Genomic DNA, 26,320 nt, shown 5'->3' on the forward strand with positions numbered 1-26,320 from the left:
CTTCGCAATGGCCCGCTTCGCCGGCATCAAGGCTTGGAGATCCGCGACCGTCAGCGCCTCGATAGCGGCAATGGCCAGGCCGCCGTATAGATCGCCGCCGGGCCGCGCTTGCGCACCGCGATGGAACTCGACCTCCTGTCGGCGGTGCGCCGGGTCTCCGACCTCCGTTCAGCCGGGACAAACGTCGATCATCGAAATACAACCGTTCTACACCTGTTCTTTGATGTCGGCGCTTCTACGGAACACAGGGTGAACCTGCTGCAGGTACAGCGGGCTAAGCGTGATTTTTCGATGTTTTTGGGTAAAAAGCCGCAACCGTCGAGGTTGTGCCCCTGTGGAGCGGCGCAACCTGAGCGTGGCCTGCCACGGGGCCGAACCCATAGTAATGACCAGGGACCCCTATACCTTTCGGCTTCACCGAAGGTGTTCCGCGCTTGACCCTTTTTCTGTTTCCGCTCTAGGGTTGTAGATGGGGGAGGACACTATATATGGCTGCAGACGTGACAACCATGAGCCGATCCTGCCGGCAGTGGTACCGCGTTCAGCGGAACCGAGTGCTCGGATGCGTGTTCCGGCCCACCCTATGGGCTTTAGCAATAACAGTCGCTCTGTTCCCTGCACTGCAAGCGTCCCATGCTTCCGTTTTCGATTTCGACATCGTCGAAATGGCAAAGCTGACGAACAGCGCCGGGTTCTTTCGTGACTTTTTCTACATAACCATCGTCATCGCTATTCTAGCAATTTCAAACATGGTGGATAGCGTGCTTCGCACCCACGGGAATATCGGCGATTTTTCAAAGGTTTGCTTCCTATTGCTCGGAGCGTACTTCATCGTTGTTCTGATCTTCGGGACCTCGCACTTCATTGACATCGCGACTGTTCATGAAGCGTTGAACGAGCAGGCGTTTAACCACGACTACAACATAATTCGGACTACGATGCTTGCGGGTCTCTTCACGGAGATTATCATTGCCTTAAGGGAACCCGCGGCACTATCAGCAGTTGAGGCCCTCACGGGCGTCGACGCAGCTGCTTCGCTCACTCCAGGCGCATAGGAGCCGACCGATGTCATTGAGCTTTTTCGGCAATCCCGCATTTGTTGACCGGCTCGGCCTTATCGTCGTCGGCACTGTTTTTCTGTTGATTGCAGCTCGACTTGTGCTGCCGTCGTCGTTCCAACGGAACGTGAGGAATGTGGTTCACCACCCTTTCCAAAATTGGTTCAGCCAGTAACGCAGCGCGCTTTCCGCACCGCCGTCCGTGTATCTCCCTCTGGCTTCGGTGAGCTGTTAGCCCCATCGGAGCAGGGATGGTGTCTGCAGCTAATCAGCAGCGGCGTCCTCCTTTTTGGCTCCTCTTGCGATAATCCTAAGTACATCAACGCCCAGCGGCCTCTGCAGCGCCTTGGCCTCGTCCCATGGCGCGCGGAGCCAGACATCGCGCTCCTCGGCCGTGGTCAGGATGACCGGCATTGCCTTGGGGTGGATCGGCGCGACGACGGCGTTGGGCTCGGTTGTCAGGAACCCATAGACCAGATGCGGGCCGGGGATCGGCTTGGACTTAGTGCCGCGCTCGCCCTTGAACTCGGTCCAGATGCCGGCAAAGCAGGTCAGCGGCCGGTCGTCCGAGAGCGCGAACCAGACCACGTCCTTCTTCTTCGTTTCCGGGTTCGGCTCGGGCGCGTATTCGGCGAAGCTGTTGAACGGCACCAGACATCGGTTCTCCGGCTTCAGCCAGCCGCGCCAGTGCGGTGACGACGTGTTGCGGATGTTCGTGACCGGCGGCCCGCCCGTGCGCGGCGGCGGCGGCATGCCCCAGCGCATCAGCACCATCTCGCGATCGTCATCATTGCCCCGCACGACAGGGGCCGGGTAATCCGGGAACACGCCGGGCATGGGTGGCAGGTTGCCTTCATATCGGCGGACGATCCGGAACAGCTCGGCGATGGCGGCTTGGTTGGTGGTGATGCTGTAGAGGTTGCACATGATCACTATTCGATTGGTGCGAACTTCATTGCGAACTTGATTGTTTTCCCTTTGTGCCCCTTTGGCCAAGACAGGAGTACGTGCTTTTTTCGACCGTGCTCAATTTCAAAAGCAAGCTCGTGAGGGCGATACACAATTCCTGCCCAAATCCCATCACGCGTGCCGGTGGTGTCAAAGATGAGATCGCACTCGAAGCCGAGCAAAGAGACGCGAACTCCACCCATTCGCTCGCCGTCTGTGAGTGGCGCGACCTGCACGTGAAAGGCAGTCTGGAGGATTTTACCGGTATCCCCGTTAAAGTATAATCCCGCCCGGTCCTCCCACTTTCCATCGAAAGCATCGATCACCTTTCCCATGTCGATGGTATGCGTATCACTGATGATCTCTCGGTTGGATGATCCGATCCGCGAGAAATAGAGACCGCATGCGACTTTCAACATCCAAAGCTCGACCGTCGTCCCGCTTGCAAGAAACAGCTCCCTCCTACTGGATCCCGGTCCCTTTACACTGCGCATCATTGCGTCTGTCAGCATCTCGAAGAATTGGCCAGCTTCTTGATCTAGAGGCGAGAATGCCGCGTTGTGCCGCTGGCAAAGTATCTTGGCAGTAAGGCTCTTGACCGGCAGCGCTCTCGTTTCGCCTTCTTGAAGGAACGGAACGCCTGAAAGGTTGACGGCCTTCTCAGATGCGGCGATTTGCTCGAGTACGTTCGCTGAGACGTAGTGCTCGCGCGAAATGTCTGGCGAGCAGTTGTTGGTGTCGCGGAGATAACAATTGGGATGTGCAAAGTGCGTTTTCGGTCCCGGTGGTTGAATGGATGGCACCTTCTTGCGGAGCGTATTGTCTGATGGGTCCAGACAGCACGAAGCGATCACCCAGCCGCTACCACAGGGACACAGCTGGGCACGGGACAGTTTGATTTTCTTGCCCTGCCGAGCGAGCCAGCCCGAAGCCCATCCTGCCGCCATCTCCTCTCGCTCCGATTTGGGCTCAGCCCGGCTTGTCGCTCATCGTTCCCCAGGCCACCATACCGAAGCGGGGTGTGTCGTTGAAATCTTCGTCTCACGTAGTGCCACAAGCGCGCTCCGCTTGTATGGGTACCTCCGCAGCTGCGAGCAGTCCTTGCACCGCATGTATCGCTCCAGCTCATGTATGGGCGTGATCTTCAGTCGGCGGACGATGTCCAGCGCCACCGTCTGGTTGGTGTCGCAGCCGAGGCACCGGACCTCAAGATAGCAGAAGCCAGCGTTCAATGCGTCGCCGAGGGTAGGGGAGGGCTGCGCCGGCCCCTGGAAGCCGAGCATTCGTTTATTCCAGGCATCGCAGGCGAGCCAATCGGCCTTCTTCCGCGCACGGGCAGCCCGGTCCGCTGCAATGCGGATGTCGGTGCCGTACAGCCGTTCCCGCGACTTGGTGCTCATGGCGCATGATCCCGCGAAATGCGCGATGCGGAAAGCCGCTAGTTCTGGGGGCTGTGCATTCGCTCGGCGCTAGCCACGGGGTGACGGCGCCACTGATGCCGGGGAACGGCTGCATTGCACATCCAGCGATCGCCAGGGAAAACAATCCCACGCGCTACCGAAGGTATTGCCAGAGCGGAGTGGTTGCGGTTCATTGGTATCAGAGGGGGATCTAATGCGATTTCTTGGGGTAATGGCCATCTGTGCCATATTGGGCGCTTGTGCAGCTTCGGCGCCGGAGGTCCGGGCTCGCCTCGGTCAGGAATACGTCGGCAAGAACGTCGACACGCTGGTGATGAAGTGGGGGCCGCCGACGAGCAGTTTCCGGATGAACAGCGGTCAATCGTCCCACGTCTGGCAGCTGGCAACCGAGACCACATTAACGAGTGACAGAAGCGCGAAGACCTATGCTTGCAAGGTCAGCGTGGTCACATCGCCGACCGGCATGATCGAGCAGCTCAACACCGAGGACCCGAACGCAGGTGACGGCTTGCTCGGTGTGGTCGGGGCCTACGGCAGCATGTGCGGCGAGCGTCTCGGGATGAAGCCGCAGGGTTGATTGTGAAGCGGGAACGCTGGCTACTCGCCGAAGACTAACCAGCCCCTACTGACTTGCCCGCGCCGCTTGACGCCGATACGCCTCGATCATCTCGGCCGTCACATCGGCGGGATAGCACAGGGGCGACGCGCCGCCCGGTCGTGAATGCGCGCTTCTCGCGCCGCAGGCCCTGCCGTTCCTCATCAGATCGTCCGGACAGGCGCACGGGTGACCCGTGGCGTAATACTGATCTCGGCTGGCCTTGATCAGGATCGCCACTATGGCGGCGGCAGTGAGTGCCGTTTCAACCTTGCGCTTCGTGTCGGATGCGGCCGGCTTGTCCGGTGGGGTGGGCTTCGCCTGTGTCGAGGCGGGCACGCGCTCGCTCTCCGGCTTCGCTGGCGGGGCAGGACTGGTCGGGGCCTGAATGGCCCGACGATCAGTCTGTGGTCTGGCGAGAGAGGGGCTAGCGGTTGCGTCCGGGAGGGCTGCCAAGGGCGCCACCGGTTTGGCCAAGGCGACGACTTGCGCGGCGGGAGCAGGCGGAGCCGCGCCTTTGCCATCGGCCGCACCCTGCCGCCCGATCGCGTATGATGCCAGGGCGGTCAGCCCCAGCAGAATGATCACGCCTCCCGATCTCATCAGGCTATTCAATCGGAAGCGGTGGGGAGGCGCAATCTCACGTGATACAATCCGTCAGGCCGCAGCCATCGGATCAAGCCGGGACGCCAGCCTTGCGTGTTACCCACACGATGCCGGCCCGCTTGCGGCAGGCGAACGACAGGACGTCCGCAGCCGCTGGGACGGCCGCGAGCCGTGACAGCCCTTTAAGCCCTGCCGACTCGAGGCGGAACCGCATGAAGTCAGCCTCGGCCGCAACCGGAGCAGAGCCGAAAGCCGATCGCCACCATGCGCTCAGGTCTTCGGGCGAGTAGTAGAAAACGTCAGTCTTGAGCTGATTGAGCATGAAGTCGGCCCAGTCCTTCGGGCTCTTGCCGTCCCGATAGTAGCCGAAGCCGAGGCGATGGGCCGCGCGCATATAGCCATGCGCTATGGCGTCGGGCAGGTGATGCACGAAGTACAGTCCGACATGGCCCTCGAACCAAGAGGTGCGGTCGGGAAACAAGGCCAGGAACGTTCCGCCGGGCTTCAGCACGCGGGCGATCTCGGACACCGCAAGCTGCGGGTCTCTGACGTGCTCGAACACTTGGTTGGAGATGACGACGTCGAAGTATCCGTCGTCGAAGTCGAGGCGTCCGTCGCGGAGCGCTCTGAAGTGCTCGGGACGTTCCGACGCTGGTGCGTCGAGGTCCGCCCCAAAGAACTCGTATCCCGCCTGACGCCCGTGGATGACCACCTCGCCGCGTCCGCAGCCGTAGTCAAGAACGCGGGGGCGTTCAACTTCCGATAAAGAAAGCGCTCGTTGAAACACAAACTCGTAATTCGGGCTCATGGGGCTCACGCTTGGCAGAAACGACCTAGATTGGCAACGCCACGTGCAGTGTGTACTTGATCAGCAGGTGACGATGGCGGCTTCACGGACGTCGGTCTGGATCGTCGGAGCAGGCTGCAGGTCGGCCGCCATGACGGATACACTCACGGTATCGCCAGGGCTCAACGAAGCTGCCTGACCACATGCCGCGACCGGCTTTCTCGGCGCCGCGCTGTGCGTCCTCGTATCGGCCCTGCGAGTACTTGGGCCAGTCGAGGGCAAGGCCGTTGGCGACGAGCCATTGGCCGAGGTCGGGGCCGGGGACTCCAAGCAGGCAGACCGCGACCGTGCGCCCGTACTGGTCTTTGCCCTTTGGCGAGCAGGTGACCGGACGGGGTATCGCGTAGAACAGCGCGGCCAGCGACGCCGCTGCCTGCCGACCGCACGGGTAGAGATCACTCTCCTCGTTGCGACACAATTGGTCGCTCTCCGGTGCGTCGATGCCCCATAGCCTGATGCGCTCGCCATGGATCTCGATCGTGTCGCCATCAACGACGCTGGCGTGGCCGATCAGATCGGCCGCCTGCGATACACCCGCTGCTCCGAAGGAGAACAGCGCGGCAATGAGCCAGCGATTTATTTTCTTGCAGGGCGATGCGTCGCGCAAATCGGCTTCCGTGAGAGTAGGGGTCTGAAGGTCACTGACGGAGCGCATTCAGCGAATGTGATTTTGGTGCTCTCAGCGGAGATTGCCCATGATTGCGCCGATCGCGCCGCAAGGGAAGTTGGTAAACTCTCGGCCGGGCTGCCAACGGCGAGCTGTTGCCGCTGATGGCGGAAAGCACGATGTGCCGGTCGTGCACCAGGTCGCGCACGCCGGCATTGTCAGGATTGAGCGATGGTCCTTTGAGCTATGACTGCCGGCTCACCATCAGAAGAATGCCGGCGACCTGGGAAAGCAAGGCCACGAGCAACAGGCGGACCATGCTGACGTCACCCTCGGTCGGGGTGACGCGACCGGCGGAGACCCAGGTGACGAGGTGCGTCACCGCCGCCGCCTGCGGATCGGCGCCGGTCTGGACCGCACCCATGGCCGCCGCTAGCTCGGCGCGGGCCGTCTCGACGGCGGTCTCGCGCTCCCGGCAGAACCGGGCGACGCCGCCCTTGCATTCGAGATCCCGCGCCTTCATGGCGTCAGCCAGGGCCGATGACGCGGAGGTGACGGCCGGGGTGACGCGGCTCGACCGCGCCAGGGTGACGTCACTTATGCTGGTCGACGCGAAGCCGACCGAGCCGAGCAGGGCGAAGGCGAACGTCACGGCCCAGACCAGCCAGCCGGCCAGGGCGGCAATTGCTTTCCCAGAAAGCCATTGCCCGGCCGCCACCGAGGGGAGCGCCAGGGCGGCACAATCGGCACACAGGCCTAGCGCAAGGAACAGCCAGCCGGCCAGATCCGAACTACCGAGGCTGTGGGCGTAGACCGCGTTCATGGACAGGCCGACCAGGGCGAGGCCGAGGGCGGCGGCGCGGAGGGCGAGGCGGGCGGGAAATAGACCATCACGGCCGCGCTCTGAGCGGTCGAGGTGCTCGTTACTAGGGTTAGTAATGACCAGCTCCGGCGCGGGTGTCACGACCGCCGGCAGCTGGGCGGCCTTGGCGATCTTGATCCGGGCCTTATAGGCGTTCACGCTGCGGCGGCTGGAACAGCTTTCGGCTGCGGCCGGGTGTTGCAGAATGTCTCCCAGTGCTTCATGGCCGCCATGCGCTTGGCCCACATGTTGCCGTTCTTGTAGGCCTTCGCGGCTTCATCGCCAGTGATGTGATGCAAGCAAAATTCCAGTGTCTCGTGACTGTGCTCGGTCTCGTCCTGGCCCCAGGATCGGAAGGAGCTGCGGAAGCCGTGCACGGTGACATTGTCGCGCCCCAGATCCTGCTGCAGCAGTTTCAACATCGTGTTGTTGCTCATGATGGAGCCGGCCTTCTTGCCGGGGAACACATACTTGCTGTCGAGGCCCAGCTCCTTGATCCCTTGCAGCCGCGCGATCACGGTATCGGTCAGGGGAATATCGGCCTCCAGATCATTCTTCATCACCTTGCCCGGCAACACCCATTTGCGCTCGGCGAAATCGATCTGCGACCACTGCATCTGCAGCGCCTCGGTCGTGCGCACGCCGGTGAGGATCAGGGTTTCGAGGCACCATGCGGCGACCGTGTTCTTCCGGCGCAGCTCGACCATGAAGGCGGGCACCTGAGCGTATGGCATCGAGGGGTGGTTCTTCTTCGGCTTCCCGGCCTTCTTGGCCTTCTTGAACGGCGGGATGTGCTTGAGGTTGTCTTCATATTGCGCCGGGTTGATCTCGGTGCGGCTGCGGTGGCCCTTGACCATGGCAGCGCCGAAGATGGCCTGCAGCTGCTGGCGGCAATCCTTCATCGCCTGCGGGTGGCTGAGCCAGCGCGGCGCGAGCACGGCGATGACATCGTCGACCGTGATCTCGTGCATCTGCTTGTTGTGGAGACTGGCGCAGTAGACGTTGATGGCGCGCCACCATTTTTCGACCGACTTCGGGTTCTTCAGCGTGGCGACGTGCGTCTTGGTGAACTCGGTGGCGTAGTCCAGGAAGGTCGGCGAGGAGCGCGCGGTCGCCGAGACCTGCTCGCGGTCGACCTTCGGATTGATGCCGTCGCGGGCCTGCTGGCGGATCTTCTGGGCCTTCTTGCGGGCGGCGGCGAGGCCGACATCGGTGAAGCTGCCGAGGCCCATTTTAGCGGTCTTGCCGGCCCACTGATACTTCACGAGCCAGGACCGGCCGCCGTGGCCGGTGACGCACAGATAGAGGCCGCCGCCATCGCAGTGCTCGCCCTCCGGCAACGTGGCCAATTCGCCGGGGTTGAGGGCATTGATCAGTCGCGCCATGGTGGCCCCTTCTTGGGATGATGCGCAGGTAGGAAGTTTGGATCTTGTGGCAGTTCAGGGATGGTGAGCTGCTCATCCAGCGAATGGCGAGCAGCTCCCCCTGAGATCCAAACTTGTAGCCTTGGGATAAGCGTTGGGCAAAAAAGCCGCCGCGCTCGCGCAACTAACGGCGAGACCTGGCGAGATCCAGCAAGTCGAAAAACCCTTTTATTACCGGGTCTTCTTCGATCAAATGCGGGTGATGACGAGACGTTGCGGGAGCTGGCGGGACACGTCCTGGCGCGCTCGGAGAGATTCGAACTCCCGACCCTCGGAATCGAAATCCGATGCTCTATCCAGCTGAGCTACGAGCGCGCGATGCGGGCCAAATCTCCCGCGTCACCGGGATACCAGACTTGGATGGCCAAGGCCAGCCTCCGCAGGACATGAACGGTCGTTCGCCGAAGCTGGCGGGGCGTCCATGGATGGCGTCAGAAGCAGGGATGCCGGCGTCGGTCCTGGCCGATATAGGCCGCCGAGCTCTGGTAGCAGTGGTTGGTGGAAGGACCGTCATAGAACGCAAAGCTACCGGGCAGCGGGCCGGGGCCATAATTGTGCAGGAAGCTGATGGCGTAGGGCAGCCCGTAGTGGTGGCGATGATGCCGATGATGGCTGCGCGCCTCGGACGTGGCCGGCACCAGGGCGGCAATTGACACGATCAAGGCGGCGGCGAGGGATGCGAGCTTGCTCATGACTTTTCTTCTCCGGAAAACGACGTCAAGGCCGGCCGTCTGGCTGATAGCCTAACGCGGAAGTGGCGGAAAGGGTGCGCAAAAGGCGATAACCCGTCAAAATTTTGGCCTTTTCCGCGTGCTTAAGAAGATCATGACAAGGTCCGGCAAGTGCCGTCGTGCATTGGGCCCGAGGCGTTGTCGCGACAGCGCCAGAAAAGACCGGGTTTGCCGTCCGATCCATGAATCGCCTGATCCCAAGCGTCGTGCTCCTGCTGGTCGCCGCTAGCCCGGCGCGTGCGGATTTGCACATTACGCGTGACCATGGTGGCTACATCGAAGAGTACAAGGCCAAGTACAGGCACGTCAGGGAAACGCGTCAGCGCGTCATCATCGACGGCATCTGCAATTCCGCCTGCACGCTCGTCTTCGGCTTCGTGCCGCTCAACAGGATCTGCGTCACGCCGAGGGCCAGCCTCGGCTTCCACCAGGCCTATTACGACAAGGCATTCACGTTCGGCATCAAGGTCACCAGCGTGGAGGGGACGTCCGAGCTGATGTCCTATTACCCCGATTCGGTGAAGGACTGGATCCGGCGCAACGGCGGGCTCACCACCGAGATGAAGCGGATCAAGAACGGCATCGAGCTCTGGAAGATCGTCGACCCCTGTCCCGACGTCTGGTGACGGCACCGCCCGCACTGAATCTCTGTCCAAGCAGACCTCTGCCGGCAATCCGGTCGCAAGCCGGCCCGGCGTCCGCGCGGCATTGCCGGTCGCTGCGTCGCGCGGCGGATGCCAGGTCCCGGCTCCCAACCGCACGGCGACAAACGAAACAATCCAGCGCCAGATCGTCCCCACTACCGGGCACTGGATTGTTTCGCCAAGACCATCAGCGAAGGTGACGAGTCGCCTTCGGTCCCGAGCCAGGCAGAATCAGCGCTTGGCCTTCTTCGTCTTCTTGGCCGCTTTCTTGGTGGCCTTCTTGGCCGTCTTCTTCGCAGCTTTCTTGGCCGCCTTCTTCACGGTCTTCTTGGCGGACTTCTTGGTCGCGACCTTCTTGGCCTTGGCGGCGGCCCGCTTGGGTGCAGCCTTCTTGGAGGTCTTTTTCGCGGTCTTCTTGGCCGCTCGTCGGGCCTTAGGTGCCGTCGTGATCACCGGATCCTTCGGCGCCTCGGCGGGCATGCTGGTCTCGGTCACGGTCGGATCAGAGAGTGGAGTGTCGTCCATATCGGGTCCCCCGATTTGTTGGAAACCCTGCGACGATAGCTGGATTCTCTGTGCTGTCAAAGCGCACCCCAACTAATCACTTGTGCGCAAGCTCGCGTAGGCTGCCAGCGCGCGCTCCCGCCCGGGCTTGTGATCCACGATCGGCGCCGGGTAGGTGCGGCCGAGTTCAACCCCGGCCTCGGCGAGCTCGAGCGGCTTCGCCGCCCAGGGCTGGTGGATCAGCGTGGCCGGCAGGCGCGCCAGCTCCGGCACCCAGCGGCGGACATAGGTCCCGCGAGAATCGAATTTTTCGCCCTGCAGCACGGGATTGAAGACGCGGAAGTAGGGCGCGGCGTCGGCGCCCGATCCCGCAACCCATTGCCAACTTGCCGGATTGCTGCCCGGGTCGGCGTCGACCAGCGTGTCCCAGAACCACTGTTCGCCGAGCCGCCAGTCGATCAGAAGGTGCTTCACGAGCAGCGAGGCGACCACCATACGGACGCGGTTGTGCATGCTCCCGGTATGCCAGAGCTCGCGCATCCCGGCATCGACGATCGGATAACCGGTTCGCCCGCGCTGCCAGGCCTGCAGCGCTGAATGATCCTGCGCCCAGGGAAAGGCATCGAAGGCCGGCTGCAGATTGCGGGTTGCGAGGTCGGGATTGTTGTAGAGCAGGTGGCGGCTGAACTCGCGCCAGCCGAGCTCACTCAGGAACTTGTCGATGCCGGCGGCGGAAGCTGGACGCGCGGCGGCGGCAAATCGCGCCGCATGCCAGACCTGGCGCGGGCTGATCTCGCCGAAGCGCAGATGCGGCGACAGGCGGGAGGTCGCCTCGATGTCGGGCCGGTCGCGATCGGCGGCATAGGTCTGCACGGCCGTTTCGAGAAAGCTGGCGAGGCGCGCCTGTGCCGCGCGCTCGCCGGCTTGCCATGACGCCCGCAGGCCGCCGGCCCAGTCGGGCTTGCGCGGCTCGAGCGCGAGCTCACCGATCGGCAAGCTTGCGCCGCCGGGGGCGTGCGACAGCCGGGCCGGCCGCGGCAGCGGCTTCGGCGGATCACCCAGAGTGAGCACACGCTTCCAGAACGGTGTGAACACGCGCGGGCCGCGCCCATCCTTGCCGCGCAACTCGGCCGGATCGACCAGAAGGTCATCGGGAAACACGCGTGAAGAGACGCCGATCTCGGCGAGTGCTGCTTCGACGCCGGCAGCCACGGCGCGGGGGCCGGCCTGCGCGACATCGTTCCAATACACCGCGCTGGCCCTGGTTTGGCGCGCCAGCTCGCCGAGCACCTTGGCCGCGGAGCCGCGCCGGATCACGAGCTCGGCGCCGAGCGCATGTAGTTCGGCCTGGAGTGCACGCAACGATTGCGCGAGCCACCAGCGCGCCGCGCCGCCGAGCGGACGCAACCCAGGGCTTTCCTGATCGTGGACGTAACTACAAACGATCCGAGTGCCCGACTTCGCTGCTTCATGCAACGCGGGGTGGTCAGACAGCCGCAGGCTCTCGCGAAACCATACGATGATGGGGGAGGAGGACATGATCGGGGTATCTTATTGCCGTCTTTATCGAGAGTTCCGGTATTCTACGCTCCGGAAAATAACCGCTTTGAAACCAACTACGGGCAGTTTGAGATTCAGTTGCAGTTCCCCTGGAAGGTTTATCTCGTGTCCGTCAAATTGAAGCTCGGCACCAAGGCGCTGATCGGCGCCGTTGTCGTGATCGCCCTGAACACAGCTCTCGTGGTCGGCGCGGCGTACTGGTCGCTGTCCTCCGATTTCACGGATCGTGCCAAACGCGACATCGAAGGCAATCTGCGCACCTTCGCGCTGACGTTCACCGAAACGTTCGGCGACGCGAAAGTCAGCGTGCAGAACGGCGTCGTTACGCGCATCGAGATTCCGGCGATTCCCGAGATCAAGGATCACGCGATCGTCGATCGCGCGGTGTCCTATGTCGGCGGCAGCGCCACGCTGTTCGTGGTTGATGACAGCGGCCAGTTCGTCCGCCGCTCGACCAATGTGAAGAAGGAGAATGGCGACCGCGCCGTGGGCACCCAGCTTGCCGCGGATCATCCGGCGCAGGCGCTGCTGCGGCGCGGCGAGGCCTACAAGGGCCCCGCGACGCTGTTCGGCAAGTCGTTCATGACCGCTTATTTTCCTGTCACCAATCCGGCTGGAAAGGTGATCGGCATTCTCTATGTCGGCGTGCCCATGGCCGAGCTCGACGCCATGCTGTCGCAGGCGATGCGGACCATGGTCGTCGCCGCTGCGATCGCCGCGCTGCTGGTGCTTGGCTTGACCATGCTGGCGGTTCGCCGCGTCACCAAGCCTCTCGCCGCGGTGACCGACGCGCTCACCGCCATCGCCGAGGGCCGCGAGGACGTTGCGATCAAGTCCGATGACCGCAGCGACGAGATCGGTGAAATCGCCCGCAGCCTTGTCGTGTTCCGCAGTGCCGCGAGCGAGCGGCGCCGAATGCGCGAGGAGCAGACCGCTGCGGCCGCAGCGGCTGTCGAGCAGCGCAAGGCCGAGCTGCAGCGTTTCGTCGATTCGTTCCAGGCCAGCATCGGCGGCATCATCGAGAACGTCTTGACCTCGTCGGGCGAGTTCGAGCGCGAGGCGCGCCAGCTCACCCAGACGGCGCGGACCACCGCCGACCTGTCCGGCCACTCGGCCGGCGCGTCGGAGACCGCATCCGAGCACGTCCGCACTGCGGCTGCTGCCTCGGACGAGCTGTCCGGCTCGATCGCCGAGATCATCCGCCGCGTGCAGGAGTCCAACGCCATCGCCGCCGAGGCGGTCAACCAGGCGACCGCGACCGACCAGCGCATCAAGGAGCTGTCCGACGCCGGCAACCGCATCGGCGACGTCGTCAAGCTGATCACCTCGATCGCCGAGCAGACCAACCTGCTGGCGCTCAACGCCACCATCGAGGCCGCCCGTGCTGGCGATGCCGGCCGCGGCTTCGCGGTGGTCGCTCAGGAGGTCAAGACCCTGGCCGGCCAGACCGCCAAGGCGACGGAGGAGATCTCCAGCCAGATCGCCAACATGCAGACCGTGACCCAGGAATCGGTCGACGCCATCAAGGCAATCGGCTCGACCATCGAGCGCATCAACGGGATCGCCGCCTCGATCTCCGCCGCCGTCGAACAGCAGCGCGCCGCTACGCAGAACATCACCCAGAGCGTCCGCTCGGCCGCAACCGGCACCGCAGAGGTCGTCGAGAACATCCGCAGCGCGGCGCGCGGGGCAGGCGAGACCGGCGAAAGCTCCAACCGGATGTTCGCCTCGGCCCAGGCGCTGTCCGGCGAGAGCCTGCGGCTGAAGGCCGAGGTGCAGAAGTTCCTCGACGGCATGCGCGCGGCCTGACACGGCTGCTCACCCGTAGAGCAATCGTGGCAGGATGGTCACGATGCCCGGAAACAGCGTGAGCAGAAGCACGAAGCCGATCATGATGAGGAGGTAGGGGGCGGTCACGCGCGCGATGTAGCCGAGACCGTCCTCCGTCAGGCCCTGGATCACGAACAGTGCCCGGGACGACAACAGAGATCTGCGCAAGCGTCTCAAGACATGACCTCGCATTCCCGCGGCATGAGCAGCCCGAGTTCTGCGGCCTGTTTACCCTCTGCAAAACGAGAGGGCGCAGGGAATGCCGGGTGAAGGCCTCACCCATGGCCCGCCTGCGAAAAAAATGCAGGCGGCAGGTACCACAGGCAAAGCCGATCAACCGGCATTCCCTGCGCGATGTCTTCACGCTTATACGCAGTCTCCCTGGTGCGCCGGGCGTGTTGGCCACCATGATCCGCGCGGCGCGCTAGCGCCGTCGCGAACGTGACACCAGCTTCGGGGTGTCAGGACGCTGCGACTTCACGTCCGCGATCATGCCGGTCGTCTGCGCGAAACGCGCGTCCGGCATGGTTCGCGGCCACCGCATCCCGCACCGACGTTCGTGACGACGCGTACGTCCCTCTGCATGGGGCAGGACGACGCGGATCATACACGATTTACGAGAAAACGAAAGAGAAAAATTCGGCCTTTTCGAAATTGGCCGGACGACCTCCCGGCGGCGGTCAGGTGTGATTGCTGTCTCCGCGGCCAGGCTCGATCTTCTGATCCGGTCTCTGCAGGGCCGCATACACGGCGCCCAGCACGACGCTATACGCCTCGACCATCGCCAGCGAAAACAGCGCCGGGCCGGCGCCCAGGCCGAGCGACGTTGCGAACGGTCCAAGGCCGATGGCGGGAAACAACCCGATTCCGAGCAGCAACCAGCCGGCGAGCCCGAGCAGGAAGCCTTTGGCGACACCGCTGCCGCCGGGCAGGCGGTGGAAGAAGCGCCCGAACAGCAGGCCGATCAGGAAGGCTCCGTTGAGCTGCGAGAGCAACCACAGCGGCGCCCCATCATGCATCGCTCCGGCGAACAGGGGCGAGAGCGTGTCGAGAAGCGCCGTGGCGGGATCGAACTGCGGCAACAGGTGAAGCCGGCTCTTGAGCTCCATCAGGCCGATATGCGCCAGCGTCCCGCAGCCCGATGCGACCGCCGATGTCCATATCCAGCGATAGCTGCGTATCGTTGTCATCTCCTCAATTCGCCATGGCTCTGCAGTGATCCGTTGATCTTGCTCAAGCACGAAAGCTCGCCGCGCGCTTAGTTTGCGCAAACTCATCGGTGCCACGTCAAGGAGTTCTGCCATGCGATTAGATCCACGCGCGCTGGTCTTCGCGGCCGCAATCGTGACCGTCACCGCCGCACCGGGCGTTGCCCAGCCGGGCGCGGGCGGACCAGGGTGGGGCCCCGGCATGATGATGGGGCCGGGGATGATGGGCGGTCGGGGCTTCGGCTTCCTGTGCAATCCCCGCATGGCCGGATTTGCCGAATGGCGGATGTCGCAGATCGAGGCCGCCATCAAGCCGAACGACACGCAGCGGGCGCGGCTCGATGATCTCAAGGCGGCATCGGCCAAGGCCGCGGAGCTGATCACGAAGGACTGCCCGGCGACGCCGCCGGTCAAGGCGACCGACCGCCTCGCACTGGCGGAGCAGCGCCTCGACACGATGCAGCAGGCGATCAAGATCGTCCGCCCGGCGTTTCAGGCGCTGTACGACTCGCTCGATGACAAGCAGAAGGCGGCCATGGACGCCAGCGGTCCGCGTAACTGGGGCTGGCATCACTGGCATTGGCCGTGGAGCGACGAGTAGCCGAGACCTGGCGCGGCAGTGGCCGCGCGTCTCGCCTTCCCGGCCGCGCGGCCGTCGACCATCGGTGTCGTCCGGGCGGGCTGGGCGCACTGAGCAGGACGGCATTTGACCGTTCACGGCCCTCGTGTTCCGGCGCGGCATGGCGTAAAGCAGCCGGATCGAAACGAGGTTTCCCGTCACTTGTCCTTTCCCACGACGAATCCGCCGCTCGCCCGCGCCCTGGCCGAGCGCAATTATGAGACTCCGACGCCCGTACAGCTCGCCGTGCTTGCACATGACGCCGTCGACCGTGACCTGTTGGTTTCGGCGCAGACCGGCTCGGGCAAGACCGTGGCCTATGGGCTGGCGCTTGCGAAGAACCTGCTCGGCGAGGCCGAGCGGTTTGCGCGGGCGACCGCGCCGCTGGCGCTGATCGTGGCGCCGACGCGCGAGCTTGCCTTGCAGGTGCAGCGCGAGCTCGCATGGCTCTATCAGCACGCCGGCGCGCGCGTCGTCTCCTGCGTCGGCGGCATGGATCCGCGCCGCGAGCAGCGCGAGCTCGAGGCGGGCGCCCATATCGTGGTCGGCACGCCCGGGCGGCTGTGCGACCATCTCCGGCGCGGGCGTCTCGACATCTCGGAATTGAAGGCCGTGGTCCTCGACGAGGCCGACGAGATGCTCAATCTCGGCTTTCGCGAGGACCTCGAGTTCATTCTCGAGACCACGCCGGAAACGCGCCGGACCCTGCTGTTCTCGGCGACCTTCCCGCGCGGCATCGTGGCGCTGGCGAAGCAGTATCAGGACGACGCGTTCCGGATCGAGGTCGAGGGCGACGAAGGCGGGCATGCCGACATCGAGTACCGCGCCATCCGCATCGCCGCCGACGATGTCGAGCACGCGGTCGTCAACGTGCTGCGCTTCTACGAGTCGCCGAGCGCGATCGTATTCTGCAACACCCGCGAGAAGGTGCGCCATCTGCAGGCGGCGTTGCTGGAACGCGGCTTTTCCGTCGTCGCGCTGTCGGGTGAGCTGACCCAGAACGAGCGGACCACGGCGCTGCAGTCGCTGCGCGACGGGCGCGCGCGGGTGTGCGTGGCAACCGACGTCGCAGCACGCGGCATCGATCTCGCCAAGCTCGACCTCGTGGTCCATGCCGAGCTGCCGAACGATCCCGAGGTGATGCAGCATCGCTCGGGCCGCACCGGCCGCGCCGGCCGCAAGGGCGTCAGCGTGCTGCTGGTGCCGCCGGCGCGGCGGCGGCGGGCGGAAACGCTGCTGAACCTCGCCGGCATCGAGGCCGCGTGGGGCGCGGCGCCGCAGGCTGATGAGATCCGCAAGCTCGATCAGGAGCGCATGCTCCACGACCAGGTGTTCACCGAGGAGACGACGGCGGAGGATCTGGCGCTCGCGCAGGCGCTGCTGGCGGAGCGGTCGGCCGAGGACATCGCCGCCGCATTGGCGCGGCTCTATCGCGCGCGGCTGCCGTCGCCCGAGGACATTCTGGATCCGGGCCAGGATCGCGGCCGTGCGCGGGAGGATCGCGGTCGCGACACCGCCAGGCCGGCGCGCGGCGAGGAGCGGCCGCCGTCGCCCCGAACGAAGACAGGAAAGCCGTCGGCGCGCCACGGCATGGGCGAGCCGAGCGTCTGGTTCCGGGCGGCGATCGGGCGCAGGAAGAATGCGGAAGCGCGCTGGCTGCTGCCGATGATCTGCCGCCGCGGCGGCATCGACAAGCACGACATCGGCGCCATCAAGATCCAGGACACGACGACCGAGTTCGAGATCGCCGCGCGCGTCGCCGATGCTTTCACTGCGAACATCCGCCGTCCCGACAAGGAGGACAATATCCGGATCGAGCCGCTGGCGGGCGTGCCCTCGGGGCAGGCGTCGCCGGACAAGCCGCGCGCCGACAAGCGGCCGCCGCGGCGCGAGGCGGACGAGACGGCCTACCATCCGTTGCAGCGCGATGAGCCGCGCGGGGGCAGGGACGCCAAGCCGCGTGGCAAGCCGCATCGCGAGGGGCCGGCGAAACCTGGCCAACAGCTGGCGTTCGCGAACAAAAAGCAGCATCGCGACAAGTCCAGCCACGGCGGACAGACGTATTCAGACAGACCCTCGCGGGCGAAGGCGCCGGGTGGAAAGAAGGCCAAGGCCAAGCGCCGCGGCTGATCGGCCCGGCCCGGGCGGGGGCTGCCGTCGCTCCGCGTCATCGGCAGGTGAACCACCAGGGAGGAGCCGCGCATGAGCCGGTACGCCGTTCTGTATTTCGCGACACTGGCCGTGCTGCTCGGCTTCGACATCCCGTTCCTGAGCATCGTCGCCAGGGGCTTCTTCCAGTCGCAGGTCGGCGAGATGCTGGGCGAGATCCGCCCCGTGCCGGCGGTGCTGTTCTATCTGCTCTATGTCGTGGGGGTGTTGATCTTCGTCAGCGGGACGGCCGATGCGACGTGGCGCTCGACCTTGCTCTACGGCGCACTGTTCGGGCTGTTCTGCTACGCGACCTTCGAGCTGACGTCGCTGGCGATGCTCAAGCAGTGGACCTGGGCGGTCGTGGCGGTCGACATCGGCTGGGGCGTGTTCGTCACTGCGGTGTCGGCGACGCTCGGGCTGCTGATCGCGGACTGGGCGACGCCACGGGGCTAGCACGTTCCTGGGCCTGGAAGGCTGGCGACAGGAGCCGTCGCCCGTGGCATAGTGAGCCTATAACTCACGCGATGGGCCTTGCGATGGCGGTACGAAACGTCGTTCTGACGGACGATCAGGAAAAGATCATCCAAGGTCTGGTGGAGTCCGGCCGGTACCAGAACGCGACTGAGGTGCTGCGCGATGGGCTGCGTTTGATCGAGCAGCGCGAGGCCGAAGATGCTGCACGGCTGAACGGCCTGCGTGAGGCCGCGCAGGCCGGTTTTTCTGCGCTCGATCGCGGCGAGTTCAAGGAGTTCACCAGCATGGACGAGCTTGAAGCCTATCTCAACGGCCTCTCGGACAGGCTTATCAGCCGCGCCGATTGATCGCCGCGCCCGCACGGGAGCATCTGACGATGGAGGAGACGTGGAGAGTTCGTCTCAGTGCCGTCGCAGAGCTCGACTTCGCGAATATCCTGAAATGGACGGTAGAGAACTTCGGTCGCCGTCAGGCCGAAGTGTACCGGGACACGCTGCTGCGCGCGATCGGAGAACTAGCGTATGGTCCCGATGTTGCGGGATCCAGGGCTCGAGATGAGATCATGCACGGCGTTCGCACACTTCATGTCGCACGACACGGCCGCGCTGGGCGCCATCTGCTGCTCTACCGCGTGGGTGGCCGTGGGATCATCGAGATCGGCCGCATCCTGCATGACCGTATGGACCTGCGGCGGCATTCGCCCTTCCCATCCGAGAAGGGCGAATGAACTTGGCCGCTCGAGCACTCACTTCGGCTGCGGCACCACACGCAGATACGGCTTCGGCGCCTTCCAGCCATTCGGATAGATCGTCTTGGCCTCGTCGTCGGACACCGAGCCGGCGATGATGACGTCCTCACCCTGCTTCCAGTCGGCGGGGGTGGCAACGCGGTGCTTGGAGGTGAGCTGCAGCGAGTCGATGACGCGGAGAATTTCCTGGAAGTTGCGCCCAGTGGTCATCGGGTAGACCAGGATCAGCTTGATCTTCTTGTCGGGCCCGATGATGAAGACGTTGCGGACGGTCTGGTTGTCGGCCGCGCTGCGCTTGGACGGATCCCCGGAGATCGCCGCCGGCAGCATGTCGTAGAGCTTGGAGACGTTGTAGTCGGTGTCGCCGATCATCGGGTAGTTCGGCGCGGCACCCTGCGTCTCGCGAATGTCCTCGGACCACTTGGCGTGGTTCTCCACCGGGTCGACCGACAGGCCCATCAGCTTGACGCCGCGCTTGTCGAACTCCGGTTTCAGCCGCGCCAGCGCGCCGAGCTCGGTGGTGCAGACCGGGGTGAAATCCTTCGGATGCGAGAACAAGAGGGCCCAGCTGTCGCCGATCCAGTCGTGGAATTTGATCTTGCCTTCGGTGGTTTGCGCCTCGAAGTCCGGGGCAGTGGAGCCGATCTGGAGAGCCATGGCAGTCCTCAATTCATTGCAGTGGCGGAAATAAATTCTTCTAAACACTATAGGAAATACTGCTCCTCAAGGGAACTGTCTCACGAGAAAGAGAAAAAGATTTCTCTGGAACTCACGGAGCCAACAACTTCTTTTGAGTTCCCGGGCTGCGACGAAACATCCGTGAGACGACCGGTTGCCCAGATTTCGCCATCTGGCGGTCGCAACACGCCGCCCCCTGACGGCCCTCGGCATTGAACCGTGATCGAGGTCACTGCGGCAAATCGGCAACCGATACAAAAACCCACAGCAGCGTTTCGAACCGTTAACCACTCGTTCAGACGCGCGCCGACAAGGTGGGTCAACACAGCAACTGAGAAGAGAACATGGCTACCTCTGCACCAAAAACCATCGGCATCGATGGTCTCGAACCGTCCTCCTGTGAGACCGCGGCTTTCGCGCTCGGCATCGTGCGCGACGGCGTGATCACCGGTGAGGGTCCGACCACCGCGGGACGCGTGCATTTCTCCCGGGTGCTCGATGCCGACGACGTCGCCTGGTGCGTGCGCATCCTCACCGCCGCTGCGGTGAACGATGCCCCGGTGAGCCGTGCCGAAGCCGAGGCCCTGTTCGCGATCGACCAGGCCGCGACCGAACGCAACGATAACGGCCGGTTCGAGGACCTGCTCGCCAAGGCGATTGCGCATCACACCGCCTCCGCATCCGGCCTGCCGGTGCCGCCGCGCAGCGTCGCGCTGGCCGCCGAGACCGACATCGCGAGCTGGGCGCCGGCCAATGCGCGCGGCGTCCGCACCGACGTGCTGGAATGGGTCGCCAAGCAGATGCGCGGCAAGCGCCAGGGCAACCGCGTCCTGAGAGCCATGGTCGCGACGCTCGTCGGCGTCACCGTGCTGCCGCTGGCGCAACTGCCGTCGATGATCGACATCGGGATGTAAGCGCAGCACGCCTCATCCACGAGACCGAGTTCGAGGAGCGCGATGACATCATCGCGCTCTTTTCTTTTCGGCGTATGCGTGGCGTGCGTCGGCTCCTGTAGGCGCAGACCCGCTGCTTGACGAGGCGGACCGGTGGCATTGAAATACTCCGCTGGCGCCGGTGCACCTGCCGTGATTGCGCAGATCGGGGGATATCGTGGAGATCGTGATCCGAAGCCTCGAAGCTTGGCTTTTTGGCTTCGTATGTGCGCTGCCCTACATCTGGAACAGGCGTTACGTTCCGCGGGTGCTCCTGAGCGCGTTCGCGCCGATCCTGTTCCAACTATGGCTGTTGTGGAATCTCAAGGGAGCCTGGTTCGCGGTCGCGCGGGACTTCGCGTTCTCTGGCGATCTTGTGCTGGAAATCTTAGGAGGGATTTGCGCCGCACAGGTGAGGCTTATTCTGGCGCGCTGGGGCTTACAGACCTCGAACGATCGAGGTCTCATCGATCGTTTGCGGAGTTTGCACTCGGTGGTGCTAATGTTGCTGTCGCTCGCTGCTGCTGCCCTGGCGACATACCTCATGCTCGAGTGGACATCCGGGTTCGAATGGCAGCCCTACATCGCGATCGTGATTGCGATCATGTCTGTCGCCATTTGTCTGGCGTGGCTCTATCGGCTCAACACGATCGCGTTTGTCTGGACCGGGGCCGCGGGCGGCTATCTCGGCAGCTTTGTCGCGGCCGTGCATCGCGAATGGGACATCATCACGGCAACTGCGAGTCGCCAGCACTATGATTATGCAATCGAGATGCTCATGATTCCGGAGTACTTCCTATTTGCTGCGGCCGGCGCGCTCGCAGCGGGACTGATGATCGGCTTCTCGTTCGTTGCGCTCAGACTGCAGCGCATGCGGACCACGATAGCTGTCCGTGCGTCTGGCTAGACGAGTGTTTCCTTAGAACCGACGGTGGTTGCTGGGTTGAGCTCTCGCCGTCTCCACGGCTGTCATGCTCCGCGAAGGCGGAGCATCCAGTAGTCCGCGGCAGAAGATATTGAACCGAGACGTCACGGCGTACTGGATCGTCCGCCTTCGCGGACGATGACAGCGGGGGTCTGCACGTCCATATCAATATGGCCAGGACTTTGGAAACGGTCGTCTAGTGCCAATGCGAATTTGCAAGGCGGAAGGAGCCTTTGACCTAGCAAACAAGAATGCCCCGCTTTCACGGGGCACTAAGTCTTTTGGTCTTGGACGGGCGTCGCAACGCCTGACTACTTCGCCGCCGCCTTCTGCTTCGGCGCTTCCTCGTCCAGGCCCACGGTGCGGCCGGGGAAGCCGGCGACGCCGAAATAGCGCTGGGTGCCGACGCGCTGCAGCTTCAGCACGGTCCGCAGGCCGCCGGCGGCCGGGTCCGACTTGATGACGTCCGACGTCGCCTTGGGCGTTGTGCCGTTCGGCATCGCCTCGGTCATGATGCGGCCGATCAGCTTGCCCTTCGGCGCGACCTTGAGGTCGAGCAGCTTCGCCGCGGTGATGCCGACATCGGCATTGCTGACGGGCAGGGGATCGACGAAGCCGGCCTTGAAGTCGGGTCCGATGGCCGCCATGAAGTTGTAGGTGTCGCCGCGGCCGAACGAGCCATGCATGCCCTGGCCCTGGCGCAGCACGGTGTCGGCGACCTCGACCTGGCAGTTGGACGGCTGGTCGCAGTCCGGCGCGACGTAGGAGCGGAAATTGACCACGATCGCCGGGTGCGGCGTCACCGCCTTGCCCTGCAGGTTGATCCGCGACAGCGGCAGCGTGCCGGGAATCTCGCCGAGCTTGTCGTCGACGAAGATGCCGGAGACGTAGTCCTGCGCCAGCAGCGCCTTGACGGTGCGGCGGGCGAGCTTCCTGTCGTTGTTGGGCAGATAGATCAGGTCGGAGCCGCCATTCGTGGCGACGACGAGGTCGGGCTTGGCAGGATCCTTGCCGAGCACGCCGTTGCCGGCCTTCGGGTGCTTGCCGTCGGGCACCGCCGCGTTCTTGTCGTTGGGATCGAACAGCGGCAGGTCGAGCGCCTTGGCGAGGTCGATCGCCAGGAAGCCCATCGGCAGGAAATCCTTCGGCGTGTCGTCGTAGCCGACCTTGGCCGATGGCGAGGTCTTGCTCTCCTTGGAGATGGTCGAGAAGCCGTGGTCGGCCTGGACCATGATGTTGGTCGAGGCGGCGAGCCCGAGATCGTCGAGCGCCTTGCGCAGCGCCGCCAGATTGTCGTCGGCATTCCTGATGCCGGCCATCGAGGTCGGGCCATTGATGCCCGGCGTGATGGTGTTGAGGCTGTCGCCGTGATTGTGCTGGCTGCCGTCCGGGTCGCGCGACCAGAACACCAGAACGAACGGCTTGTTGCGGGCCTTGAACATCGGCAGTACCGCCTTGGTGGCGACGTCGACCATGTAGGCCTGCTGCGCGACGTTGGCCGAGGTCGTGCCCGGCGTCTTGGCGTCGCCCGCCTTTCCGTTGTCGCCGCGCGACGGCGTCGCCAGCGGCAGGCCGGCCTTGGTCATGGCGTCCTTGACCTCGTCGGTCACCGGCACGCCATTCTTGTTGCCGGTGGAGTCGTCGATCACGATCGAGGAGGTCGCGCCGGGCTTGCAAGGGCAGCCGGTGTGGTCGAACAGATAGGTCGGGCCGAGCTTGCCGATCGCGGCGGTCGAATAACCGGCCTTGCGGGCAAGCTTCAGGATCGTGTCCTCGTTGAGGTAGTCGCCGTTGAAATGCTCGTCGATGTCGCCGAGCACGGCGTCGTTCTCGATGAAGGGCACGACGGTATCGCCGGCCGGCGCCGAGGTGTAGCCCGTGAAGATCGTGTTCGAGAATGTGCCGGTGTCGCCGAGATAATGGCCGGTCGCCATGGCCGAGCCGTTGGCCATCGTGAAGGTCGGAAACAGCGAGTGCGAATTCTTGAAGTTGACGCCCTTGTCGCGGACGGCGGCCATGGCCGGGGCGGTCTCCGGCGTCACCTTGAGCGCACGCAGGCCGTCGGGAATGAACAGGATGAGATTATGGGGGGTGGCGTTCTGCGCAAATGCGGCTCCGGACGACAGCAAGGTCAGTCCGGCGCACAGCAGCACGAGCGGGCGGCGCATTGAAAACTCCTGAAGGCAATCGGCGGAATCGCGGCGTCTCGCCGCAGGGAAGAGCTTTAGTTTTGCCGGGTGACAGTTTTGTTACAAGAGGCTCGGAGGCCGCCGACAGCGCTCCGGGCAGGATTTTCTTGCGGCGGGCTCGTCGGTGGCAGGAACTAGGGTATGGCTTTCTGGTTGTCGGCTCACAATCAACAGGAGCACACCATGCCTGCCGACAAAGACCTCAACGAGCTCTTCCTCGATACCCTCAAGGACATCTACTACGCCGAGAAGCAGATCCTGAAGACGCTGCCGAAAATGGCCAAGGCGGCGCAGTCGGAGAAGCTGGCGGCGGCGTTCGAGAAGCACCAGGAGGAGACCGAAGGCCAGATCGAGCGGCTCGAGCAGATTTTCGAGCTGATCGGCAAGCCCGCCCGCGGCAAGAAGTGCGATGCGATCGAGGGCATCATCGACGAGGGCAAGGAGATCATGGACGAGTACAAGGGGACCCAGGCGCTCGACGCCGGCCTTCTTGCTGCAGCGCAGGCGGTCGAGCACTACGAGATGTCGCGCTATGGCACCCTGAAGGCCTGGGCCCTCAAGCTCAACCTGCCGAAAGCCGCCAAGCTGCTCGACCAGACGCTGAATGAAGAGCGGAAGACCGACGAGACGCTGACCAAGATCGCTGAGACCGCGGTCAACTACGAAGCTGCGGCCTGATCGTCAGGTCGATCGTGACCCCAACGCCGCCGCCAGCGTGCCACCAGCGCCGGCGGCGTCGTCACGAGTCGCACCGTTGGTGGCTGGTTGGAGCCTGCCAAGGTGCCGACCTCGATCTTCTCCCGCCGGTTTGCGTCTTTCCCTGCGTTCTGACGACAGGGCTGCAAGTCGGTCGCTGCCTATCGGATGGTTCCGATCCCGGCCAGGATGAGGTCGATGCCGGCAAGAAACTGCTCGCGGTCGTCGTGCTCGCGCAGGTCCGTCGCCACGCGATGGGCGAACGGGTACTTGGCGGAATCGAGCTGCGCCCATTGCGCGGCGACCGATCCGAGGAACGCCGCGCGGTCCGTCTCGCGCGGCAGCAGGCGGGCGTTCGCGGCGTTCTGCCCGGCCACGCCGAGGATGTAGTTCACCAGCGCAGACGCGGCATCGAACAGGGCTCTTTCGGGGACACCGAGCGTCTGGAGCCGTCCGCCGACGCTTTCCACGATCTGCAGCATCGCGGACCGCCACGGTTCACGGAAAAGCTGGGCGCCGACCCACGGGTGGGCGTCGATCGCATCGAACACCCCGAGCGCAACGGCACGGATTGCCTGTCGCGGCTCGGCATCGCCGCCGACACCGGTCGTGACGCGGGCAATGACGTCATCGGTGGCCGCTGCGAGCAAGTCGCTCTTGTTGGCGACGTGCCAGTAGATCGCCCCGCTCCCGGTTGCCAGCCGAGCCGCGAGCGCGCGGAAGGTCAGAGCGCTTTCGCCGCCGGCGTCCAGGATCTCGATCGCCGCCTCGACGATCTTCTCCTTCGAGAGCGCGTCCGCGCGCCGTTCCGTCCGTATTGATCTGGTCGCCATGACCATCATCTTGACATGATTGGAACGTTGTTCCAATCCACTTTTTATGGAACGGTGTTCCATGCCGATTGAAAGGCAGATGATGACGACACCCGTCACGATCGTCGGTGCGGGCCTCGGTGGCCTCACGCTCGCACGCGTCCTCCATGTCCACGGCGTCCCGGCGACGATCTATGAGGCGGAGCCGTCCGCGGAAGCTCGGACGCAAGGCGGCCAGCTCGATATTCACGAGCACGACGGGCAACGTGCCCTCGCAGACGCCGGCCTCATCGACGCGTTCCGTGCGATCATCCATGACGGCGGCGCGGCTTCGCGCGTGCTCGACCCGCATGGCACGGTGCTGCTCGCACAGGCCGATGACGGTCGACGCCCCGAGGTGTTGCGCGGCGATCTGCGGCGGCTTCTTCTCGATTCCCTTCCAGATGAGACGATCCGGTGGGGCAAGAAGCTGACCGGCGCCGTGCCCCTCGGCGACCACAGGCATGAACTGAGATTCGCGGACGGGTCGAGCGTGGTCACGAGCCTCCTGGTCGGCGCCGACGGCGCCTGGTCGAAGGTTCGGCCGCTGTTGTCGGCCGCCAAGCCGGAATATGTCGGCACGACGTTCATTGAGACCTACCTGCATGACGCCGACCAGCGGCACACCGCAGCGGCCGAGGCGGTCGGCGGCGGCGCATTGTTCGCGCTCGCTCCGGGACAGGGGATCTGCGCGCACCGTGAGGCAGGACAGGTTCTTCACGCCTACGTCGCGCTGAACCGCTCCGCCGAGTGGATCGCCGGCATCGACTTCATGGACGCTGCCGCCGCGACGGCGCGAATTGCGGCCGAGTTCGACGGATGGGCGCCCGCGCTCACCGCGCTAATCACCGACGGCGAAACCCCGCCGGTCCCGCGTATGATCCACACGCTTCCGAACGACCATCGATGGGACCGTGTGCCCGGAGTGACACTTCTCGGTGATGCCGCGCACCTGGCGCCGCCGGCGGGCGAAGGCGCGAACCTGGCGATGTTCGACGGCGCCGAGCTCGGCGAGGCGATTGCCGCCCACGCCGGCGACATCGAAGCGGCACTCACCGTCTACGAAGAGGCGTTATTCCCGCGCAGCGAGTCGGCGGCCGCGGGCGCGCACATGATCCTCGAACTCTGCCTCGGCGACAGCGCGCCATTCGGGCTCGTCGACTTCTTCAACGGAGCCCTGGAGCGGTAGGGGCGGGCTCCCACACTCATCAA

28 protein-coding genes, 1 tRNA gene and 1 pseudogene are annotated in these 26,320 nt (G+C 64.3%); 13 read left to right on the forward strand and 17 right to left on the reverse strand.

What is annotated here, in order from left to right; all coding sequences use genetic code 11:
- The first annotated feature begins 488 nt into the window (after positions 1-488).
- A complete protein-coding gene (locus tag ACQR03_RS31090; protein WP_434842265.1) occupies positions 489-1,055 on the forward strand; it encodes a hypothetical protein in 567 nt (188 codons plus the stop codon).
- Positions 1,056-1,322: 267 nt separating this feature from the next.
- On the opposite strand, the gene ACQR03_RS31095 is transcribed toward ACQR03_RS31090, so the two are convergent.
- Genes ACQR03_RS31095 through ACQR03_RS31105 form a run of 3 tightly spaced genes read right to left on the reverse strand, consistent with a single transcriptional unit; the run spans position 1,323 to position 3,406 of the window.
- Positions 1,323-1,985: an SOS response-associated peptidase gene (locus ACQR03_RS31095; RefSeq protein WP_434842286.1), complete on the reverse strand. Its 663-nt coding sequence runs from the start codon at positions 1,983-1,985 to the stop codon at positions 1,323-1,325.
- Positions 1,986-1,990: 5 nt separating this feature from the next.
- Complete coding sequence (locus ACQR03_RS31100; RefSeq protein WP_434842264.1) at positions 1,991-2,953, reverse strand: hypothetical protein; 963 nt, start codon at positions 2,951-2,953, stop codon at positions 1,991-1,993.
- Positions 2,954-2,992: 39 nt separating this feature from the next.
- Positions 2,993-3,406, reverse strand: a complete 414-nt coding sequence (locus tag ACQR03_RS31105) for a hypothetical protein (protein ID WP_434842263.1) — start codon at positions 3,404-3,406, stop codon at positions 2,993-2,995.
- 232 nt (positions 3,407-3,638) lie between these two features.
- Between ACQR03_RS31105 and ACQR03_RS31110 the strand changes: the two genes are divergently transcribed.
- Positions 3,639-4,004, forward strand: coding sequence for a hypothetical protein (locus tag ACQR03_RS31110; RefSeq protein ID WP_316178345.1), 366 nt, complete (start codon positions 3,639-3,641; stop codon positions 4,002-4,004).
- A 45-nt stretch (positions 4,005-4,049) separates the two neighbouring features.
- Here ACQR03_RS31110 and ACQR03_RS31115 read toward each other — a convergent pair whose 3' ends face one another.
- The 7 genes from ACQR03_RS31115 to ACQR03_RS31145 form a co-directional block, all read right to left on the reverse strand.
- Positions 4,050-4,610: a hypothetical protein gene (locus tag ACQR03_RS31115; protein ID WP_434842262.1), complete on the reverse strand. Its 561-nt coding sequence runs from the start codon at positions 4,608-4,610 to the stop codon at positions 4,050-4,052.
- Between the two features lie 88 nt (positions 4,611-4,698).
- Positions 4,699-5,436 carry a class I SAM-dependent methyltransferase gene (locus tag ACQR03_RS31120; RefSeq protein WP_434842261.1) on the reverse strand — a complete coding sequence of 246 codons (738 nt, stop codon included), beginning with the start codon at positions 5,434-5,436 and terminating at the stop codon, positions 4,699-4,701.
- An 82-nt stretch (positions 5,437-5,518) separates the two neighbouring features.
- Positions 5,519-6,082 (reverse strand): thermonuclease family protein, encoded by a 564-nt coding sequence (locus tag ACQR03_RS31125; protein WP_434842260.1) that lies wholly within the window; start codon positions 6,080-6,082, stop codon positions 5,519-5,521.
- A 244-nt stretch (positions 6,083-6,326) separates the two neighbouring features.
- Positions 6,327-7,103 carry a hypothetical protein gene (locus tag ACQR03_RS31130; protein ID WP_434842259.1) on the reverse strand — a complete coding sequence of 259 codons (777 nt, stop codon included), beginning with the start codon at positions 7,101-7,103 and terminating at the stop codon, positions 6,327-6,329.
- Complete coding sequence (locus tag ACQR03_RS31135) at positions 7,100-8,329, reverse strand: tyrosine-type recombinase/integrase (protein WP_434842258.1); 1,230 nt, start codon at positions 8,327-8,329, stop codon at positions 7,100-7,102. The genes ACQR03_RS31130 and ACQR03_RS31135 overlap by 4 nt, the downstream gene beginning before the upstream one ends.
- 277 nt (positions 8,330-8,606) lie before the next feature.
- Positions 8,607-8,683, reverse strand: a tRNA-Arg gene (locus ACQR03_RS31140).
- A 116-nt stretch (positions 8,684-8,799) separates the two neighbouring features.
- Positions 8,800-9,060, reverse strand: a complete 261-nt coding sequence (locus tag ACQR03_RS31145; RefSeq protein WP_315717684.1) for a hypothetical protein — start codon at positions 9,058-9,060, stop codon at positions 8,800-8,802.
- A gap of 221 nt (positions 9,061-9,281) precedes the next feature.
- On the opposite strand from ACQR03_RS31145, the gene ACQR03_RS31150 reads away from it, so the two are divergent.
- The gene (locus ACQR03_RS31150) at positions 9,282-9,725 is read left to right on the forward strand and encodes a hypothetical protein (protein WP_316165043.1); all 444 of its coding nucleotides are present in this window, start codon (positions 9,282-9,284) and stop codon (positions 9,723-9,725) included.
- 249 nt (positions 9,726-9,974) lie between these two features.
- Here the strand turns inward: ACQR03_RS31150 and ACQR03_RS31155 are convergent, their stop codons facing one another.
- Positions 9,975-10,268, reverse strand: coding sequence for a histone (locus tag ACQR03_RS31155; protein ID WP_315737661.1), 294 nt, complete (start codon positions 10,266-10,268; stop codon positions 9,975-9,977).
- Positions 10,269-10,340: 72 nt separating this feature from the next.
- Positions 10,341-11,786: a cryptochrome/photolyase family protein gene (locus ACQR03_RS31160; protein WP_316203031.1), complete on the reverse strand. Its 1,446-nt coding sequence runs from the start codon at positions 11,784-11,786 to the stop codon at positions 10,341-10,343.
- Between the two features lie 126 nt (positions 11,787-11,912).
- On the opposite strand from ACQR03_RS31160, the gene ACQR03_RS31165 reads away from it, so the two are divergent.
- Complete coding sequence (locus tag ACQR03_RS31165; RefSeq protein ID WP_315717688.1) at positions 11,913-13,616, forward strand: methyl-accepting chemotaxis protein; 1,704 nt, start codon at positions 11,913-11,915, stop codon at positions 13,614-13,616.
- Positions 13,617-13,625: 9 nt separating this feature from the next.
- Here ACQR03_RS31165 and ACQR03_RS31170 read toward each other — a convergent pair.
- Positions 13,626-13,775, reverse strand: a pseudogene (locus ACQR03_RS31170) (C4-dicarboxylate ABC transporter permease); the annotation flags it as partial.
- A gap of 542 nt (positions 13,776-14,317) precedes the next feature.
- On the reverse strand, positions 14,318-14,941 hold the full coding sequence (locus tag ACQR03_RS31175) for a hypothetical protein (RefSeq protein WP_316203030.1): 624 nt from the start codon (positions 14,939-14,941) through the stop codon (positions 14,318-14,320).
- Between ACQR03_RS31175 and ACQR03_RS31180 the strand changes: the two genes are divergently transcribed.
- From ACQR03_RS31180 to ACQR03_RS31200, 5 genes are all read left to right on the forward strand, one after another.
- Positions 14,940-15,446, forward strand: a complete 507-nt coding sequence (locus tag ACQR03_RS31180) for a Spy/CpxP family protein refolding chaperone (protein ID WP_316175958.1) — start codon at positions 14,940-14,942, stop codon at positions 15,444-15,446. The genes ACQR03_RS31175 and ACQR03_RS31180 overlap by 2 nt on opposite strands.
- Positions 15,447-15,626: 180 nt before the next feature.
- Complete coding sequence (locus ACQR03_RS31185; RefSeq protein ID WP_316203029.1) at positions 15,627-17,594, forward strand: DEAD/DEAH box helicase; 1,968 nt, start codon at positions 15,627-15,629, stop codon at positions 17,592-17,594.
- Between the two features lie 72 nt (positions 17,595-17,666).
- Entirely contained in the window at positions 17,667-18,068 is a 402-nt protein-coding gene (locus tag ACQR03_RS31190) for a DUF2177 family protein (RefSeq protein ID WP_315754333.1), read from the forward strand.
- Between the two features lie 83 nt (positions 18,069-18,151).
- Complete coding sequence (locus ACQR03_RS31195) at positions 18,152-18,436, forward strand: type II toxin-antitoxin system ParD family antitoxin (RefSeq protein ID WP_316203028.1); 285 nt, start codon at positions 18,152-18,154, stop codon at positions 18,434-18,436.
- Between the two features lie 29 nt (positions 18,437-18,465).
- A complete protein-coding gene (locus ACQR03_RS31200) occupies positions 18,466-18,816 on the forward strand; it encodes a type II toxin-antitoxin system RelE/ParE family toxin (protein WP_315799207.1) in 351 nt (116 codons plus the stop codon).
- An 18-nt stretch (positions 18,817-18,834) separates the two neighbouring features.
- Here the strand turns inward: ACQR03_RS31200 and ACQR03_RS31205 are convergent, their stop codons facing one another.
- Positions 18,835-19,494: a peroxiredoxin gene (locus ACQR03_RS31205; protein ID WP_315717694.1), complete on the reverse strand. Its 660-nt coding sequence runs from the start codon at positions 19,492-19,494 to the stop codon at positions 18,835-18,837.
- 365 nt (positions 19,495-19,859) lie between these two features.
- Here ACQR03_RS31205 and ACQR03_RS31210 point away from each other — a divergent pair, with 365 nt between their 5' ends.
- Together ACQR03_RS31210 and ACQR03_RS31215 are read left to right on the forward strand one after the other, a co-directional pair.
- On the forward strand, positions 19,860-20,429 hold the full coding sequence (locus ACQR03_RS31210; protein WP_315717695.1) for a hypothetical protein: 570 nt from the start codon (positions 19,860-19,862) through the stop codon (positions 20,427-20,429).
- Between the two features lie 196 nt (positions 20,430-20,625).
- Positions 20,626-21,354: a hypothetical protein gene (locus ACQR03_RS31215; protein ID WP_315827866.1), complete on the forward strand. Its 729-nt coding sequence runs from the start codon at positions 20,626-20,628 to the stop codon at positions 21,352-21,354.
- Between the two features lie 329 nt (positions 21,355-21,683).
- Here ACQR03_RS31215 and ACQR03_RS31220 read toward each other — a convergent pair whose 3' ends face one another.
- Positions 21,684-23,540 (reverse strand): alkaline phosphatase family protein, encoded by a 1,857-nt coding sequence (locus tag ACQR03_RS31220; RefSeq protein ID WP_434842257.1) that lies wholly within the window; start codon positions 23,538-23,540, stop codon positions 21,684-21,686.
- 204 nt (positions 23,541-23,744) lie between these two features.
- On the opposite strand from ACQR03_RS31220, the gene ACQR03_RS31225 reads away from it, so the two are divergent.
- A complete protein-coding gene (locus ACQR03_RS31225; protein WP_315776574.1) occupies positions 23,745-24,239 on the forward strand; it encodes a ferritin-like domain-containing protein in 495 nt (164 codons plus the stop codon).
- A 179-nt stretch (positions 24,240-24,418) separates the two neighbouring features.
- Here the strand turns inward: ACQR03_RS31225 and ACQR03_RS31230 are convergent, their stop codons facing one another.
- The gene (locus tag ACQR03_RS31230) at positions 24,419-25,090 is read right to left on the reverse strand and encodes a TetR/AcrR family transcriptional regulator (protein WP_434842256.1); all 672 of its coding nucleotides are present in this window, start codon (positions 25,088-25,090) and stop codon (positions 24,419-24,421) included.
- Between the two features lie 82 nt (positions 25,091-25,172).
- Between ACQR03_RS31230 and ACQR03_RS31235 the strand changes: the two genes are divergently transcribed.
- Positions 25,173-26,297 carry an FAD-dependent oxidoreductase gene (locus ACQR03_RS31235; RefSeq protein WP_434842285.1) on the forward strand — a complete coding sequence of 375 codons (1,125 nt, stop codon included), beginning with the start codon at positions 25,173-25,175 and terminating at the stop codon, positions 26,295-26,297.
- The last annotated feature ends 23 nt before the right edge of the window (positions 26,298-26,320 follow it).

The sequence above is a fragment of the Bradyrhizobium sp. HKCCYLS3070 genome (assembly GCF_051167575.1).
Classification (GTDB): Bacteria; Pseudomonadota; Alphaproteobacteria; order Rhizobiales; family Xanthobacteraceae; genus Bradyrhizobium.